This is a genomic window from Nonomuraea terrae (assembly GCF_004348995.1).
Lineage (GTDB): Bacteria > Actinomycetota > Actinomycetes > Streptosporangiales > Streptosporangiaceae > Nonomuraea > Nonomuraea terrae.
This window is the reverse complement of sequence record NZ_SMKQ01000217.1, coordinates 1-14,801: the sequence shown is the minus strand read 5'-3', so window position 1 is coordinate 14,801 and position 14,801 is coordinate 1. Positions and strand designations below refer to the sequence as shown.

The following is a 14,801-nucleotide window of genomic DNA, read 5'->3' as shown; positions in this document are numbered from 1 at the left end:
ACCGTAGAGGTCGACAACCTCGTCGTCCGCCACCCCGTCCAGGAACGAACGGACCAGGGCACCGGAAGGCCGGACGAGGGCAGCATGCCTGACGACCGTGCAGTGACCGCCCACGTGCCCGGCAGGCCGGTGGAGGCGGGCGCGGCGCGTACGCCCCACGGCGCGGACGGGGTTCTGGCCGGCGGCCGTGTGCGAAGCGCCGTGGGGCGGCCGGCGGTGGACGGGGTGTCGTTGCGGCTCACGCCCGGGAAGCGGGTGGCGGTCGTGGGGCCCAGCGGGGCGGGCAAGAGCACGTTGCTGGCCGCGCTGATGCGGCTGGTGGAGCCCGAGTCGGGCGCGGTCAGGGTCAACGGCGTCGACCTCCGCGACCTGGCGGGCGACGACGTGCGCGCCCTGATGACGGGGCTCACCCAGGACCCGTACATCTTCCGCGCCAGCCTGCGCGACAACCTGCGCCTGGCCGGCCCCGACGCCGACGAGGAGACGCTGCGCCGCGCCGTACGCGATGCCCGTCTGGAGGAGTGGGTCGAGCGCACCGGGTGGGACGCCGAGCTCGGCGAGGACGGCAGGACGGTCTCCGGCGGCCAGCTGCAGCGCCTGGCCCTGGCCAGGGCGCTGCTGTACGACCCTCCGGTGCTGCTGCTCGACGAGCCGGCCGAGGCACTGGACGAGGAGACGGCCGACCGGCTGATGAGCGACCTGCTCGACGTGACCCGCGACCGTACGACGCTGCTCGTGACGCACCGCCTCAAGGGCCTGGAGCTGGTCGACGAGGTCATCGTGCTGGAGGAGGGCCGGGTCGTACAGCGCGGGCACCACGACGAGCTCGTGTCCGTGCCGGGCTACTACCGCGACCTGTGGGAGTCCGAGGTTCTGACCAGACGGTAAACCTGGCCCCTCGACAAGGCCATTGTGTTTGCGACGCCATCAGGTTTATTCTGCAAACTACTTTGAGAATCCGAGGGGTTTGCATGGTGGATGACGACCGCGAGAAGAGTCCCGAGGAGATGCTCCGCGTCATAGAGGAGCAGAGCACCGCCACCGTCAGGTTGCTGCGAGGCGATCCGCTCCTGCTCTACGTCCCGTGGGGCGTCGCCTGGCTGCTCGGCTTCACCGCGCTGTTCCTGCACTACGGGCTCGACGGGCGGCCCTACGCGCCGATCTCCCAGATGCAGGGCGTGGCCGTGCTGATGGCGGCCCAGGTGGTCGCGGGTTCGGTGGCGGCGTACGGAGTGGTGCGCATGGTCCGGCTCAGCCGCGGCGACAGTTCGGCCCGTGGCCTGATGTACGGCCTGGCATGGTTCGCCGGGATGGGGCTCATGATCATGATCGCGAGCAGGATGACCCTCCAACTGCCCCCCTACGAGAGCGGCCTGCTCTGGGCCGGCTTCTCGCTGACCGTGGTGGCCGTGCTGTACATGACGGGCGGCGCGATCTGGCTCCAATGGCCGATGTTCTTCATCGGCGCCTGGGTGGCCGCCGTCAACGGGCTCGGCGTGCTGCTCGGCGCCGGCTGGCACGCGCTGCTGACGGCCGTGCTGCTGGGCGCCGGGTTCATCCTCGTGGGCGGGTGGCTGAGGTTGCGCTGGTGAGCACCGAACAGCCGCTGCCCGAGCTCGACCCGGTGATCCACGCCCAGGCCCGCCTGCGGGTGGTCGCCGCGCTCAACGTCCTGCCCGAGGGCGACGAGATGGCCTTCAACTCCATGAAGGAGCTGCTCGGGATGACCGCGGGCAACCTCTCGGTGCACCTGACCAAGCTGGAGGACGCCGGCTACGTCCGGATCACCAAGACGCACAGGGGCCGCACGCCCGTCACGTACGCGGCGCTCACCAAGCGCGGACGGCTGGCCTTCGAGGACTACACCAAGGCGATCCGCGCCTTGCTGGACAACGCTGGAGGAGTCTGATGACGGTTCTCGCCAGGACGGTCGAGGCCACCCGCCGCTACGGCGACGTGCTGGCGCTCGACCGCGTCTCGCTCGACATCAGAGCGGGCGAGCTGGTGGGCCTGCTCGGCCCCAACGGCGCGGGCAAGTCCACCCTGATCAACCTGTTCGTGGGGCTGCGCCGCCCGACGTCCGGCGTGGTGGAGCTGCTCGGCGGCTCGCCCTCCGACCCGGTGCGGCGGCGCGGCATCGGCGTGACACCGCAGGAGACCGGGCTGCCCGAGTCGTTACGCGTCGCCGAGATCGTCGACTTCGTCTCGGCCCACTTCCCCGACCGGGTCCCCAAGGAGGAGCTGCTGGCCCGCTTCGGGCTCGACGACCTGGCCAGGCGGCAGGTCGGCGGGCTGTCCGGCGGGCAGCGGCGGCGGCTGGCGGTGGCGCTGGCGTTCGCCGGCAACCCGCGGCTGGTCTTCCTCGACGAGCCCACGACCGGCCTCGACGTCGAGGCGCGGCGCACCTTGTGGGAGGGCATCAGGTCCTTCCACGCCGAGGGCGGCACGGTGCTGCTCACCAGCCACTACCTGGAGGAGATCGAGGCCCTGGCCGAGCGGGTCGTGGTGGTGGCCGGCGGGCGCGTGCTGGCCGACGACACCGTGCGCGCCGTACGCGAGATCGTGGGCGTGCGCCGGGTGTCGTTCGCCGCGGCCGAGCTGCCCGAGCTGCCCGGCGTGGTGGGCGCCGAACGCCACGGCGACCGCGTCGACCTCGTCACCACCGACCCCGACCGGCTGGTCGTCGAGCTGGTGCGCAGCGGCGCGTCGTTCTCGGACCTGGAGATCAGGCCGACCACCCTCGAAGAGGCCTTCCTCGCCCTGACCTCGAAGGAGTCCGCGCATGTCTAGCCTGGTCGTCGCGCACACCCGCTATCTCCTGCTCGAACAGCTCAGGGTGCCGATCAGCCTGCTGGCCGGCGCGTTCTTCCCTGCCGTGGCGATGGTGGCGTTCGTGGTGCCGTTCGCGGGCAGCGACCCGCGGGCGGCCACGATGGCGACGGGCTCGCTGGCGTTCTTCGGCGCGATGTCGGGGGCGCTCATCGGGCTCAGCATCACCGTGGCGCAGGATCGCGAGCTGCCGTGGAACCCCTACCTCCGCACCCTCCCCGCGGGCCCGGCGCCCCGCTTCGCCGCGCGCATCCTGGCGACGCTGGCCGTCACGGTGACCTCCATGGTGCCCGTGCTGCTGGTGGCAGGCCTCTTCACCGAAGCCACGACCACGCCGCCGCGGCTGCTGCTGGGCCTGGGGGCCGTCGTCGCCGGCCTGGTGCCGTTCATGCTGCTCGGGCTGTTCATCGGGTTGGTGACGACGTCCAAGGCCGCGATCGCGGTGTCGCAGGTGCTGTTCTTCCCGATGGCGGTCCTCGGCGGGCTGGTGATGCCGCCGCAGATCCTGCCCGGGTTCGTCCAGGCGATCTCGCCGTACGTGCCCACCAGGGGCGTGGCCGAGCTGCTGTGGGCGATCACGGCGGGCTCCACGCCGGACGCGGTGGCGCTGGTCATGCTCGGCGTGTGGACGGTCGTCGCGGCCGCGGCCGCCGCCTGGGCCTACCGCCGCGACGAGGGCCGGCGCTTCTCATGAGTTCGGGGGGGGTGTGCCGCCGAGTCCGCAGCGATCTCGACGGCACACCCGTCCATGAGGGGGTCTTGGGGTCAGCTCTGCTCTTGGAGGGTGACGTCGACCTCGTGAGTCTTGCCGTCCCTCATATATGTGATCTTGACCTCTTGGCCCGGTTTGAAACCTCTGACCTGTCCCACAACCGTATCGCCCCCGTCAACCGTCTTGTCGCCGATCTTGGTGATCAGGTCGCCCTGCCGCAGACCGGCCTTCTCCGCCGGGCTTCCGGCGGTGACCTGACGGACGAGGGCCCCGGGCACGTCGCCCATGGCGTCGGTGACGCTCACGCCGAGGAACGCGTGGGTGACCTTGCCGTCGGTGATGAGCTGCTCGGAGACCTGCTTGGCGGTGTTGACCGGGATGGCGAAGCCGACGCCGCCGCCCGCGGCCTCGGACGCGATCGCGGTGTTGATGCCGACCAGCTCGCCCGCGGCGTTGACCAGCGCGCCGCCGGAGTTGCCGGGGTTGATCGAGGCGTCGGTCTGGATGGCGCCGCCGATCGTGGTGAGCGGGCTCTGCTGCCCCTGCATGCCCCAGCCGGGCGGGAGCTGCTGGCGATCCTCGCCGAGGTTGAGCGTACGGTCGAGCGCGCTGACGATGCCCGCCGTGACGGACCCGTCGAGGCCGAGCGGGCTGCCGATCGCCAGCACGGGGTCGCCCACCCGGAGCCTGTCGCTGTCGCCCAGCGTGGCCTTGGTCAGCCCGGAGACGCCCTCCGCCCGGATGACCGCGAGGTCGGTGGCGGGGTCGGTGCCGACGACGGTGGCCTTGGCCGTCTTGCCGTCGCTGAACTTGACCGTCATCTGGCCGGCCTGCCCCGCGCCGACGGCCACGTGGTTGTTGGTGAGGATGAGGCCGTCCTCCGACAACACCACACCGGAGCCCTCACCGGTCTGGCCCTGGATCATCACCACCGACGGCTGCACCTTGGTCGCGACCTCGGCCACGGTGAGCTGGTCGGAGGCGGTCTTGAAGACCGGGCCCGGCGTGCCGGTGGTGCTGCTGGCGACCGGCTGTGGCTGGAACGAGGTGGCGACGTAGGCTCCCACCACACCGCCGCCGATCGCCATGGCGGCCAGGGCCAGACCGGCGACGACCTTCTGGCCGGCGTTCAGCCGTGCCTTCACGGGCGTCCCGGCCGGCGGCGGTGGCGGCGGCTGGGGCATGGGGTGCGTGTCCCTCCGGGGAAAGCCCCCGGCGGCCGGCGGAACGGCGCCGAACTGGCTCCACCCACCGGAGCCCTCCTGCTGAGGGCGCTGCTCGTGAGGCTCGTTCGCGTTCATCTGTCATCTCCTCAAGTCCCGATGCCTCAAGGATGTCAAGACACGCGTAAGACCTGCTTAAGAGCCCGTTCGGCACGCTACGAAACCACTCACGCACGCTTTATAGCCGCTGGTTGCACGGGCGATCACAGCCGCATGACCCGCAGAAAGATCTACCCGATCTTTGCATGGGCGGTGGTCCGCATCATCGGCGCTCCTGCGCGGAAGCCGACGTGCGCCCGAGCCTCCGGCGCGCGAGGTTGGCCCGTGCTCTGCGCCAGGTGATCAGAGGGTGGAAAGGTTGGCGCACACACCTTCCCACCCTCGAACGATGTTTCGCCATACAGGTCCGGTCTCCCGGACGTGATTTCCAGACCGGTGGCTCATGACATGGTCGAAACCACCGGCAGGAACGCGCATTCGTTCAGGACCTTAATCGGGGCCCCCTTGATGACGTCGTAGCTTCCCCAGCCAGCGCCGCTTCTTCTGCTTCGTCTGCGGGCCGGCAGCCGTCGGCGGGGCCGCCTCGACCGGCTGCTTCTTCTTGAATCTGCGCAGGAACGTGCGCACTCGATCCATCAGTTTCCTCATGCGATCCACCTACCCGACAGGAGGCTGTCATGCCGCTGACCAGCGGCGACACTTGACCTGCCACCCAACGCCGGCGCTCCGTCAGCGGGCGGGCCAGTACTCGTCGCGGAGGAGGCGTTTGTAGAGCTTGCCGGTGGGGTGGCGTGGCAGCTCGGGGCGGAAGTCGACCGACTTGGGGCACTTGTAGTGCGCCAGGCGCTCCCGGCAGTACGCGATCAGCTCCGCCTCCAGCCCCGGGCCGGCCTCGTCCATCGACATCGGCTCGACCACGGCCTTGACCTGCTCCCCCATCTCCTCGTCCGGCACCCCGAACACCGCCACGTCGGCGACCTTCGGATGCACCGACAGCACGTTCTCGGCCTCCTGCGGGTAGATGTTCACCCCGCCCGAGATGATCATGTACGAGCGCCGGTCGGTGAGATACAGGAAGCCCTCGGCGTCGAGGTGGCCGATGTCGCCCAGCGTCGTCCAGCCCCTGCCCCGCGGGTCCTGAACCGAGCGGGTCTTCTCCGGGTCGCCGTGGTACTCGAAACGCCCGCCGCTCTCGAAGAAGATCGTGCCGTGCTCGCCGGGCGGCAGCTCGTCGCCGTCCTCGTCGCAGATGTGCACGGTCCCGAGCAGCGGGCGGCCGACGGTGCCCTTGTGCTTGAGCCAGTCCTCGGGGCCGACGTACAGGAAGCCGTTGCCCTCGGTTCCGGCGTAGTACTCGTGGATGATCGGCCCCCACCAGTCGATCATCTGCTCCTTGACCGGGATGGGGCAGGGCGCGGCGGCGTGGATCGCGTAGCGCAGCGAGGACAGGTCGTGCTTCTGCCTGGCCTCCGCGGGCAGCTTGAGCATCTTGATGAACATCGTCGGCACGAGCTGCGTGTGCGTCACCCGGTGCCGCTCCACCAGCGCGAGGTACTGCTCCGGATCGAAGCGCTCCATCACCACCACCGTGGCCCCGAGCCGCTGGAACGACAGGCTGTAGCGCAGCGGCGCGGCGTGGTAGAGCGGCGCGGGCGACAGGTAGACGCTGTCCGCCGAGGGCGCGAAGAGGAACTGGATGAGCTGGAGCAGCGCGCCCGGCTCGGTGAGCGGGCCGTACGTCGAGGGCAGCTTGACGCCCTTGGGCCGGCCCGTGGTGCCCGAGGAGTAGAGCATGTCCATGCCCATGCACTCGTCCTCGATCGGGATGACCGGTTGCCCGGCCACGGCCTGCTCGTACGACTGGAAGCCCTCGGCGGCGCCGTCCAGCATGAGCCGCAGCTCGACGCCGGGCGTGGCGGCGGTGACCGAGGTGGCGACGCCGGCCAGGTCGGCGCTGGAGATGAAGACGCGGGCCCCGCAGTTGTTGACGATGTAGGCCAGCTCGTCCGTCTGCAGCCGCGAGCTGATCGGCGTGTAGTACAGGCCCGAGCGGTGCGCCGCCCAGGCGATGACGAGGAAGAGCGGGTGGTTGGCGAGCATGAACGCGATGTGGTCGCCGGGCCGCAGCCCGGCCGCCCGGAACAGGTGGGCCAGCCGGTTCGACTCTTCGTCCAGCTCGCGGTAGGTGACGATCCGTCCGGAGCCCGCCATGATCACAGCGGGCTTGTCGGGGGTGGCTGCTGCGATGGCTCCCGGATGCATGACCAGAACAGTATTCGGTGCGTCGGCGGCGGGCCAGGACCCAATTTCGGCGACGACGAAGCCGCGGCCTCACCTTCGAGTGCCGCGGCTTCGCGTGGGGCTCAGACGCCCGCGTGGTGGACGGACTCCCACCCGGAGTGGAAGCCGGTCGGACGGGAGTGGTCGCCTCTGCTCACGTCCACGGAGATGTGGGCGGCGTTCTTACCGGAGAAGGAGAAGTGGCGGGGGTGCCTGCCGCAGTTGGCGAAGCTCTTGAACGAGGACGAGCCGTTCTCGTGCACGACCTTGAACGTCTCCCACGCGCACTTGCCCCTGCCCGACTTGTGGTTCACGAGCGTGCTGTGCACGGTGAAGAACTCCCTGTACCGCCACTCCCAGACCTTCTTGCCGACCTTCTTCACGACCCATTTGCAGTGCCGGTCGCCCTTGTGGTCCTTGAAGCACTCGCGGTCCCTGACGAAGTCGGTCTTCCAGTACCAGTGCCGGTAGCGCTGGCGGTCGACGGACACGTGACCGCGCGCGGCGGCCTTGTGGTCGGCGGAGAAGTAGGGGCCCCAGCCCGCCTGGGATGCGGTGGACGCGCCGGCCGCGGCCGGCGTGAGGACCGCGGCCACGGCGGCCGCGGTGATGCCGAGCATGATTCGTGAGGCGATTCGCACGGGGTCTCCTCGGGAGAGGTTTTCCTGACCCCGCTTTCGTACGCCTTCCTGATTGCTCTCGGCTTACAATTCGCTTAACGCCATAAAAGGCCGGATAAGATGATATTCCAGAATGATCGCGAAAAATCGTGATCATTCGGTTGATCATTTATCCGGCCCCTTGATGTGTTACTCGGCGGGGATCACCGAGCCCTGGTACTTCTGCTCGATGAAGTCCTTGACCTTCTGGTCCCGCAGGAGCTTGCCGAGGGTGACGATGTTGGCGTCCTTCTCGTGGCCCGCCTGGACGACCAGGCCGTTGACGTACGGGTTGCCCTCGGTCTTCTCCAGCACCAGGGCCTGCGAGGCGGGCTTGAGCCCGGCCTCGATGGCGTAGTTGCCGTTGATCACCGCGGCGTCGACATCCTCCAGCGAGCGGGGCAGCTGGGCCGCCTCCAGCGCCTTGAACTGCAGGTTCTTCGGGTTCGCCGTCACGTCGCGCTCGGTGGCCGCGGTGCTCGCGCCCTCCTTGAGGGTGATCACGCCGTTGTCGGCGAGCAGCTTGAGCGCGCGGCCGAGGTTGGTGGCGTCGTTCGGGAGCGCCACGGTGGCGCCGGCCGGCAGCGCGGAGACGTTCGTGATCTTCTTGGAGTACAGGCCGAGCGGCTCCAGGTGGACCGGCGCGACGAAGCTCAGGTCGGTGCCCTTGGTGGCGTTGAAGTCGTCGAGGTACGGCTTGTGCTGGAAGAAGTTGGCCGTGAGCTGCCCTTCCTCGAGCTGGACGTTCGGCTGCACGTAGTCGGTGAACTCCACGATCTCGAGCTTCAGCCCGGCGGCCGGGGCCAGGTTGTCCTTGACGAAGTTCAGGATCTCCGCGTGCGGCACGGGGCTCGCGCCGACGCGGAGCACGGCGTCGGCGCCCTCAGCGGTGGCGCCGCCAGCGGCGCCGTCGGTGGCGGACTGCGACGTGCCGCATGCGGCGAGCGACAGAGCCAGCGCGACAGCACCCACAATGCGGTGAATTTTCATGATTTTTCCTTACTTATGCGATAGTCGGCGAGCGATCAGGTCGCCGAGGCTCTGCAGCAGTTGCACGATGACGATGAGCAGGACGACGGTCACGATCATGAGGAGCGTCTCGAAGCGCTGGTAGCCGTACCGGACGGCCAGGTCGCCCAGCCCGCCCCCGCCGAGCGTGCCCGCCATGGCGGAGTAGCCGATGAGCGCCACGACCGTCACGGTCAGGCCCGCGACCAGGCCGGGCAGTGCCTCCGGCAGCAGCACCTTGCGCACGATCGTGGTCCGGCTCGCGCCCATGGCCTGCGCGGCCTGCACGACGTCGGTGCCGACCTCGCGCAGCGCCGTCTCCACCAGCCGCGCGTAGAAAGGCACCGCTCCGACGGTCAGCGGCACCACGAACGCGGCGGTGCCGATGGTCGTCCCGACGACGAGCCGGGTGAACGGGATGATCGCGATCATCAGCACGATGAACGGCAGCGACCGCCCGATGTTGACCACGAACCCGAGCACCGCCCGCGGCCCCGGCAGCGGCCGCAGCCCGTCGCGGTCGAACGCCACCAGCGCCACGCCGAGCGGCAGCCCGAACAGCAGGGTGAACAGCGTCGACCACCCGACCATCTGCGCCGTCTCCAGCGTCGCCGGGCCGAGCAGCGGCAGGATCTCTTCCCAGGTCACGCGGCCTCCTCGACGATCAGCCCGGAATCCCTCAGGTACGCCAGCGCCGCGGGCCGGTCGGCGCCGTCGAGCGTGACGCGCAGCCGGCCGACGGGACCGGCCGGCAGCTCCTCGATGGAGCCGCCCAGGATGCTGAGGTCCACGTCGAACTTGCGCACGACCTCCGACACCACGGGCTCCGACACCACGGGCTGGCGCGGGTCGCCGGTGAACGTCAGCGTCACCGAGCCGGCCGGCGCGGGCTCGGGCAGCGGGAAGATCTCCCGGGTCAGGCGGGAGCCGGGCGTGCGGATGAGGTCGGCGATGGCGCCGGACTCCTCGATGCGGCCGTTCGCCATGATGGCCACCGAGTCGCAGACGCTCTTGACGACGTTCATCTCGTGAGTGATGAGCAGGATCGTCAGGCCGAGCTCGGCGTTGAGGCGCTTGAGCAGGGCGAGGATCGACTGCGTGGTGGCCGGGTCGAGGGCGGAGGTGGCCTCGTCCGACAGCAGCACGGCCGGCTCTCCGGCCAGCGCGCGGGCGATGCCGACGCGCTGCTTCTGGCCGCCGGACAGCTGGTGGGGCCGGTCCTTGCCGCGCCCGTCGAGGCCGACGAGCTCCAGCAGCTCGGCGACACGGCGCTCGCGCTCGGCCTTGGGCACCCCCATGACCTCCAGCGGGAAGGCCACGTTGCCGGCGACCGTACGCGAGGAGAGCAGGGCGAAGTGCTGGTGGATCATGCCGATGCGCTGCCTGGCCCGGTTGAGCTCGGCGCTGCCCAGCGCGGTCAGGTCCTGGCCGGCGACCGTGACGGTGCCGGCGGTGGGACGTTCGAGCAGGTTGACGCAGCGCAGGAGGGTGCTCTTGCCGGCGCCGCTCTGGCCGAGCACGCCGTAGATCTCGCCTTCGCGCACGTGCAGGTCCACGCCGTCGAGCGCGACGGTCGTGCCGTACTGCTTGCGCAGGCCTGAAGCCTGGATCACGGGACTTCCCCACGACTGAGGGCGGCCACGAGCGCGGCCGCGGGAACGTACATCACCGGACGAGGAGGGACCGAGCGGTCAGCGGGTGCCCGGGGGGAACGGCAGGTGCGTCAGCCTGCGCAGCACGAAGCCAGGTGTGATCATGAGGGAACCTTCGAGGGAACGGGCGGAAGGGGTGGTCTAGCGGGCCGGCATTCGCCCCATACGCATGCGGCGACACGCGCCGCTGTGGGCACGGTGGTCGGTCGCGTATGCCTCGTTCACGACTTGCCTAACGGAATGCGGAGATTTCTCTATTCCGCCGCCGCTTGGTGATGTATGTCACGCTGTGCGACATGAGACTGCCCCGCCGTACCCCAGGAGGCCGGGTGCGGCGGGGCAGTCGCCCGGGAGGTCAGGCCGCCACGGTCGAGGCGACCTGAGCCGGGGCGAGCGCGATGTCGAGGACCTCGCGCACGTCGCTGACCGGGTGGATGGTCAGCTCGTCGCGGACCTCCTCGGGCACGTCGTCGAGGTCGGGCTCGTTGCGCGCCGGGATGAGGACGGTCGTGATGCCCGCGCGGTGGGCCGCCAGCAGCTTCTGCTTGACGCCGCCGATCGGCAGCACCCGCCCGGTCAGCGAGATCTCGCCGGTCATGGCGACGTCGCTGCGGACCAGCCGCCCGGACAGCAGCGAGGCCAGCGCCGTGGTCAGCGTCACGCCCGCCGAGGGGCCGTCCTTCGGGACGGCGCCCGCCGGGAAGTGGACGTGCACCGAGCGGTCCTTCAGCGCGGTGACCGGCAGCTCCAGCTCCGCGCCGTGCGAGCGCAGGTAGGACAGCGCGATGCGGGCCGACTCCTTCATCACGTCGCCGAGCTGGCCGGTCAGCGTGAGGCCCGTCTCGCCGGTCTCGGGGTCGGCCAGCGACGCCTCCACGTAGAGCACGTCGCCCCCCGCCCCGGTGACCGCCAGACCCGTGGCCACGCCGGGCACCGAGGTGCGCTGGGAGGTCTCGGGCAGCGACGACTCCGGCACGAACCTCGGCCGGCCGAGGTAGCCCACCAGGTCGTCGGCGCCGACGGTGACGGGCAGCTCGTCCTGGTCGCCCGAACGGGCCGCCACCTTGCGCAGGACGCGGGCGACCGAGCGCTCCAGCGAGCGCACGCCGGCCTCGCGGGTGTACTCGGCGGCGAGCCTGCGCAGCGCGGCGTCCTCGACCGTGACCTCCTCGGCCGTCAGGCCCGCGAGCTCCAGCTGCCGGGGCACGAGGTGGTCGCGGGCTATCGCGACCTTCTCGTCCTCGGTGTAGCCGTCGAGCGTGACGACCTCCATGCGGTCGAGCAGCGGCCCGGGGACGGCCTCCAGGACGTTGGCCGTGGCCAGGAAGAGCACGTCGGACAGGTCGAGCTCGACCTCGAGGTAGTGGTCGCGGAACGTGTGGTTCTGGGCCGGGTCGAGCACCTCCAGCAGGGCGGCCGTCGGGTCGCCGCGGTAGTCGGCGCCGACCTTGTCGACCTCGTCGAGCAGGACCACCGGGTTCATCGAGCCGGCCTCGCGGATGGCGCGGACGATGCGGCCGGGCAGCGCGCCGACGTAGGTGCGCCGGTGGCCGCGGATCTCGGCCTCGTCGCGGACGCCGCCGAGCGCCACGCGGACGAACTTGCGGCCCATCGCGCGGGCCACGGACTCGCCGAGCGACGTCTTGCCGACTCCGGGAGGGCCGGCCAGGGCGAGGACGGCGCCGCTGCGGCGGCCGCCCACCACGCCGAGGCCCTTGTCCTGGCGGCGCTTGCGCACGGCCAGGTGCTCGATGATGCGGTCCTTCACGTCGGTCAGGCCGGTGTGGTCGGCGTCGAGCACGGCCCTGGCGCCCGTGATGTCGTAGTTGTCTTCCGTACGGTCGTTCCACGGGATGTCGAGCACCGTGTCGAGCCAGGTGCGGATCCAGCCGGTCTCGGGAGACTGGTCGGACGTCCGCTCCAGCTTGTCGACCTCCTTGAGCGCGGCCTCGCGCACCTTCTCCGGCAGGTCGGCGGCCTCCACGCGGGCGCGGTAGTCCTCCTCCTCGGTCTCGGAGTCGCCGTTGAGCTCCTTGAGCTCCTTGCGCACGGCGGCGAGCTGCTGGCGCAGCAGGAACTCGCGCTGCTGCCTGTCCATGCCCTCCTGGACGTCCTTGCGGATCGTCTCGGCGACGTCGAGCTCGGCGAGGTGCTCACGGGACCACTCGATCAGCCTGGCCAGCCGGTCGGCGGGGTCGGCGGCCTCCAGCAGCTCGACCTTCTGCGCCGTGGTCAGCCACGGGGTGTAGCCGGAGCTGTCGGCCAGCACCGACGGGTCGTCGATCTGGTTGACCTGGTCGACCACCTGCCAGGCGCCACGCTTCTGCAGGATGGTGGTGGCCAGCGCTTTGTACTCCTTGGCCAGCTCCTGGGCGTGCTCGCCCACGGGGACGGCGTCGATCGTCTCGGCCTCGACCCACAACGCCGCGCCGGGGCCGGTCGTGCCGGTGCCCACGCGGATGCGGTCGACACCGCGCACCACCGCGGCGGGCTCGCCGCCGGGCAGCCTCCCGACCTGCTCGACCACGGCCCGCACGCCGATCGCGCCGTAGCGGCCGTCGATCCGGGGAACGAGGAGGACCCGCGGCTTGTTGCCGCCAGATGCGCGGGCCGCGTCGATGGCGGCGCGGACCTCGGAGTCGGACAGGTCCAGCGGGACCACCATGCCCGGCAGGACGACGGCGTCGTCCAGCGGCAGGACCGGGAGGGTCAAGCTCTCACTCATGCGCACTCCAAAGGATTGAGTTATACCGACTCAATTCATCGGAGCCCTCTGATGTTCCCTTCTCTGCCGATGTTCGCTCAGGGCGATCGTAATCATGTAAGCGATACCTGAGGGTGACACCGGAATCAACCCGTGGTCCGACGCTGGGGGCGGCCCCGGCGCGTAGTCTCAGCCAGGTGATCCGCGCCCGCTCCCTCAGCCACCGGCGCCGCCGCCCAACCCCTCAGGAAGAGCCGGCCCGCACCGACACCACCGGCGGCCGACGCGCCCCGGGCGAGGATCCCCCGGAACCCGAGGCTCCGGAGCCCGGCAGCCCACAGCGCGAAACCCGGCGAGCCGACGGCGCGCCACCCGGCAGCGCGCAACCTGGGACATCGGAGCCGCAGAGTGCGGAGCCCGGCGGTGACAGGCGCGCTGCCGGCGTCTCCGCGGAGCCCGCCACGGGCCGGCCCCACTCGGCGCACGCCGGCGCCGAAGACGCCCGTCCCGCTGGGAGCCCTGACGGCCGAAACCCTTCCCGTGGAGGGCGTGACCGGGTCGTGGCGTGGGCGCGGGTGGTGGTCGAGCCGGTGGCGACGGCGCTCTTCAGGGGTGACGCCGACCCGGCGCCACCGGCGCGGCGGCCGACGATGCGGGTGCCGCGCGCGTTCCGGGTGCTGCTGCCGTCCCAGAGCGTCGGCCTCGTGCAGGTGGCCGACATCGCACTGGCCGTGATCCTTTACGGGGTGACCGTCTCCACGGTGCTCGGCTGGAACTCCCGAGTCCCCGGGCAGCCGGTCGGCGAGAGCCTGGTCCATCTGACCGGGATCGGCGTCTGCCTGCCCTTGGTGCTGCGCGACCGCCTGCCGCTGGCCGCGTGGCGGGTCGCGGCCGTGCTGCTGCCGGTCGTCATCTGGGTGACGATCCGGCTCGGCGGGGCCGCGCCGCCGTACCCGTTGCCGGCGATCATCATGTACCTGCTGGTCCTCTACTCGGTCGCCGTGCACTGCGAGCGCCGCGTCACCATGGCCGTCTGGGCCCTCACGGTCCTGGCCGCCTGGATGATCCACCCCAACTCGATGGCGCTGGTGACCGTCGTGGTGTCGGTGGCGGTGGTGTTCGGCTACAACGTCCGCGTACGCCGCACCGCGACGGCTCGGCTCGTCGAGGAGGAACACCGTACCCGGCAGGCCGAGGGCGCCCAGGCCGTGCTGGAGGAGCGGGCCCGCATCGCGCGGGAGCTGCACGACGTGGTGGCGCACCACATGTCGGTGATCGCGATCCAGGCGGAGGCGGTGCCGCTGAAGGCGGCCGGCGACGCCGCGCAACTGGAGGCCGGGCTGGCCGAGATCCGCCAGCTGTCGCTGGAGGCGATCGCGGAGCTGCGCCAGGTCCTCGGCGTGCTGCGTGATCCGGAGGGCCGCGCCGACACCGCCCCGCAGCCGGGGCTCGACCGGATCGACGAGCTGGTCGCCAACGCCCGCGCCGCCGGGCTGGCGGTGCTGGTCAAGCGGTCCGGCTCGGTGGAGGAGCTGCCGCCGGCCGTGGGGTTGTCGGCGTACCGGATCGTGCAGGAGTCGCTGTCCAACGTGATGCGCCACGCGCCGGGGGCGGGCGTCGCCGTCGACCTCAGCCGCGGCCGCGGTGAGCTGGCGCTGCACATCGTCAACGGACCGGGCACCGGCCCGGGCGCCGGAACCGGCGCGGTGGCCGACAGCCGGCGCGGTACCGGTC

Annotated in this window: 14 protein-coding genes; 6 read left to right on the top strand and 8 right to left on the bottom strand. The window is 70.8% G+C overall.

All coding sequences use genetic code 11. The annotated features are described in order from the left end of the window. The 5 genes from E1286_RS39595 to E1286_RS39580 form a co-directional block, all read left to right on the top strand. Positions 1 to 888, top strand: an 888-nt coding sequence (locus E1286_RS39595; protein WP_246075557.1) for an amino acid ABC transporter ATP-binding/permease protein, incomplete at its 5' end; no start/stop codon positions are given. A gap of 83 nt (positions 889 to 971) precedes the next feature. Next, positions 972 to 1,592, top strand: a complete 621-nt coding sequence (locus tag E1286_RS49610; protein ID WP_223190853.1) for a hypothetical protein — start codon at positions 972 to 974, stop codon at positions 1,590 to 1,592. Further along, positions 1,589 to 1,909: a winged helix-turn-helix domain-containing protein gene (locus tag E1286_RS39590; RefSeq protein WP_246075556.1), complete on the top strand. Its 321-nt coding sequence runs from the start codon at positions 1,589 to 1,591 to the stop codon at positions 1,907 to 1,909. Before E1286_RS49610 ends, E1286_RS39590 begins: the two co-directional genes overlap by 4 nt. Continuing rightward, positions 1,909 to 2,790 (top strand): ABC transporter ATP-binding protein, encoded by an 882-nt coding sequence (locus E1286_RS39585; RefSeq protein WP_132621228.1) that lies wholly within the window; start codon positions 1,909 to 1,911, stop codon positions 2,788 to 2,790. The genes E1286_RS39590 and E1286_RS39585 overlap by 1 nt, the downstream gene beginning before the upstream one ends. Next, positions 2,783 to 3,523: an ABC transporter permease gene (locus E1286_RS39580; protein WP_132621226.1), complete on the top strand. Its 741-nt coding sequence runs from the start codon at positions 2,783 to 2,785 to the stop codon at positions 3,521 to 3,523. The genes E1286_RS39585 and E1286_RS39580 overlap by 8 nt, the downstream gene beginning before the upstream one ends. A gap of 71 nt (positions 3,524 to 3,594) precedes the next feature. Here the strand turns inward: E1286_RS39580 and E1286_RS39575 are convergent, their stop codons facing one another. The 8 genes from E1286_RS39575 to lon all read right to left on the bottom strand — a co-directional run bounded on the left by E1286_RS39575 (position 3,595) and on the right by lon (position 13,088). Beyond that, positions 3,595 to 4,842 carry a S1C family serine protease gene (locus E1286_RS39575; RefSeq protein ID WP_132621224.1) on the bottom strand — a complete coding sequence of 416 codons (1,248 nt, stop codon included), beginning with the start codon at positions 4,840 to 4,842 and terminating at the stop codon, positions 3,595 to 3,597. Between the two features lie 411 nt (positions 4,843 to 5,253). Continuing rightward, a complete protein-coding gene (locus E1286_RS48470) occupies positions 5,254 to 5,412 on the bottom strand; it encodes a hypothetical protein (RefSeq protein WP_165970119.1) in 159 nt (52 codons plus the stop codon). 81 nt (positions 5,413 to 5,493) lie between these two features. Continuing rightward, positions 5,494 to 7,026 carry an AMP-binding protein gene (locus E1286_RS39570; RefSeq protein WP_132621222.1) on the bottom strand — a complete coding sequence of 511 codons (1,533 nt, stop codon included), beginning with the start codon at positions 7,024 to 7,026 and terminating at the stop codon, positions 5,494 to 5,496. A 101-nt stretch (positions 7,027 to 7,127) separates the two neighbouring features. Beyond that, positions 7,128 to 7,685, bottom strand: a complete 558-nt coding sequence (locus E1286_RS39565) for a hypothetical protein (protein WP_132621220.1) — start codon at positions 7,683 to 7,685, stop codon at positions 7,128 to 7,130. Positions 7,686 to 7,853: 168 nt separating this feature from the next. Next, entirely contained in the window at positions 7,854 to 8,693 is an 840-nt protein-coding gene (locus tag E1286_RS39560) for a MetQ/NlpA family ABC transporter substrate-binding protein (RefSeq protein WP_132621218.1), read from the bottom strand. Between the two features lie 9 nt (positions 8,694 to 8,702). Beyond that, positions 8,703 to 9,359, bottom strand: coding sequence for a methionine ABC transporter permease (locus E1286_RS39555; protein WP_132621216.1), 657 nt, complete (start codon positions 9,357 to 9,359; stop codon positions 8,703 to 8,705). Continuing rightward, positions 9,356 to 10,324 (bottom strand): methionine ABC transporter ATP-binding protein, encoded by a 969-nt coding sequence (locus E1286_RS39550; RefSeq protein WP_132621214.1) that lies wholly within the window; start codon positions 10,322 to 10,324, stop codon positions 9,356 to 9,358. The genes E1286_RS39555 and E1286_RS39550 overlap by 4 nt, the downstream gene beginning before the upstream one ends. A 394-nt stretch (positions 10,325 to 10,718) precedes the next feature. Next, positions 10,719 to 13,088, bottom strand: coding sequence for an endopeptidase La (gene lon / locus E1286_RS39545; protein ID WP_132621212.1), 2,370 nt, complete (start codon positions 13,086 to 13,088; stop codon positions 10,719 to 10,721). 539 nt (positions 13,089 to 13,627) lie between these two features. Between lon and E1286_RS39540 the strand changes: the two genes are divergently transcribed. Beyond that, positions 13,628 to 14,801: sensor histidine kinase (locus E1286_RS39540; RefSeq protein WP_132621210.1), on the top strand; the 1,174-nt coding region annotated here is incomplete at its 3' end.

Coding starts and splice junctions, on each gene's coding strand:
- E1286_RS49610 (WP_223190853.1), top strand. CDS start 972: ATGGTGGATGACGACCGCGAGAAGAGTCCCGAGGAGATGCTCCGCGTC.
- E1286_RS39585 (WP_132621228.1), top strand. CDS start 1,909: ATGACGGTTCTCGCCAGGACGGTCGAGGCCACCCGCCGCTACGGCGAC.
- E1286_RS39580 (WP_132621226.1), top strand. CDS start 2,783: ATGTCTAGCCTGGTCGTCGCGCACACCCGCTATCTCCTGCTCGAACAG.
- E1286_RS39575 (WP_132621224.1), bottom strand. CDS start 4,842: ATGAACGCGAACGAGCCTCACGAGCAGCGCCCTCAGCAGGAGGGCTCC.
- E1286_RS48470 (WP_165970119.1), bottom strand. CDS start 5,412: ATGAGGAAACTGATGGATCGAGTGCGCACGTTCCTGCGCAGATTCAAG.
- E1286_RS39570 (WP_132621222.1), bottom strand. CDS start 7,026: ATGCATCCGGGAGCCATCGCAGCAGCCACCCCCGACAAGCCCGCTGTG.
- E1286_RS39560 (WP_132621218.1), bottom strand. CDS start 8,693: ATGAAAATTCACCGCATTGTGGGTGCTGTCGCGCTGGCTCTGTCGCTC.
- lon (WP_132621212.1), bottom strand. CDS start 13,088: ATGAGTGAGAGCTTGACCCTCCCGGTCCTGCCGCTGGACGACGCCGTC.